This window comes from Burkholderia sp. LS-044 (genome assembly GCF_004803625.1).
Taxonomy (GTDB): Bacteria; Pseudomonadota; Gammaproteobacteria; order Burkholderiales; family Burkholderiaceae; genus Burkholderia; species Burkholderia cepacia.
Genome location: NZ_SSWO01000050.1, coordinates 1 through 1,374 on the forward strand (window position 1 = coordinate 1; position 1,374 = coordinate 1,374).

General features: G+C 61.8%; 1 protein-coding gene. It reads left to right on the forward strand.

What is annotated here, in order from left to right; translation table 11 throughout:
• The first annotated feature begins 62 nt into the window (after positions 1-62).
• Positions 63-1,331, forward strand: a complete 1,269-nt coding sequence (locus E9536_RS41105; RefSeq protein WP_080484188.1) for an IS256 family transposase — start codon at positions 63-65, stop codon at positions 1,329-1,331.
• Positions 1,332-1,374 lie beyond the last annotated feature (43 nt).

Genomic DNA, 1,374 nt, shown 5'->3' on the forward strand with positions numbered 1-1,374 from the left:
GGACCTATCCGTGATTTCGTGGGCGGGGCATATCATGAGGTGTAAAAGTCATGGATATGCCAATGAAGAAGAAAAGGCAAACTGTAGCGCGTCAGGCAGCGGCCCGCGGGCCGCTGCCTGAACTGCCCAAGGAACTGCTGGACCAGTTGGTCAAGGGGCCGATGACGCCGGCCGAGGTTCAGGACCTGATGCTGGCGTTCAACAAGGCAGTCATCGAGCGCGCGATGGGCGCCGAGATGAATCTGCATTTGGGCTACCGACCAGGCCAGTCCAAGCCGCCCGGTCAGGCCAACGAGCGCAACGGCGCCAGCGGCAAGACGGTCATCACCGATCGTGGCCCGGTTCGGGTCGAAGTCCCCCGCGATCGCGACGGCAGCTTCGAGCCGATCCTGATTCCCAAGCACGAGCGCCGCTTCACCGGCTTCGACGAACGCATCATCGCGATGTACGCTCGCGGCATGAGTGTGCGCGAGATTCAGGCCTTTCTGGCCGAGAGTTACGGCACCGAGGTATCTCCCGATTTCATCAGCTCGGTCACCGACGAGGTGATGGCCGAAGCGCTGACTTGGCAGAGCCGCCCGCTCGAAACGATGTATCCGGTGGTGTTCTTCGATGCCCTGCGGGTCAAGATCCGTGACGATGGTGTGGTCAGCAACAAAGCCGTCTATCTGGCCCTGGGCATCCAGGCCGACGGCCAGCGCGACGTGCTGGGCCTCTGGATCGAGCAGACCGAGGGCGCCAAGTTCTGGCTCAAGGTGTTCAACGAACTCAAGACGCGTGGCTGTCAGGACATCCTGATCGCCGTCGTCGATGGCCTGAAGGGGCTGGCCGAGGCCATCAGCGCAGCCTATCCCCGCACGACCGTTCAGACCTGCATCGTGCATCTGATCCGCAACAGTCTCGAGTACGCCAGCTACAAGGACCGTAAGGCGCTCGCCGCAGCGCTGCGCCCGATCTACGCGGCCGCCAGCGAGGAGGCGGCAAGGCAGGCACTGCAAGACTTCGCTGACGGCCCTTGGGGCGCGAAGTACCCGACCATCGTGCAGTCGTGGCAGCGTGCATGGGAGCACGTCATACCGTTCTTCGTGTTTCCGCCGGAGATTCGACGAGTTGTCTACACAACGAACGCCATTGAAAGTCTGAACATGCAGTTGCGCAAGATCATCAAGACTCGTGGTCACTTCCCGAATGACGAGGCCGCGATCAAGCTGCTCTGGCTGGCGCTGCGCAACGTGCTGGCCAAGACCGTGCGGGCCGCCTTCGACTGGAAATCAGCGATGAACCAGTTTGCTATCCTGTTTGGCGAGCGATTCACGCAGGCGCGCGGATAAGGCGCTGTTCAACCGCCTCGCCCACAAAAATGCGGACAGGTTC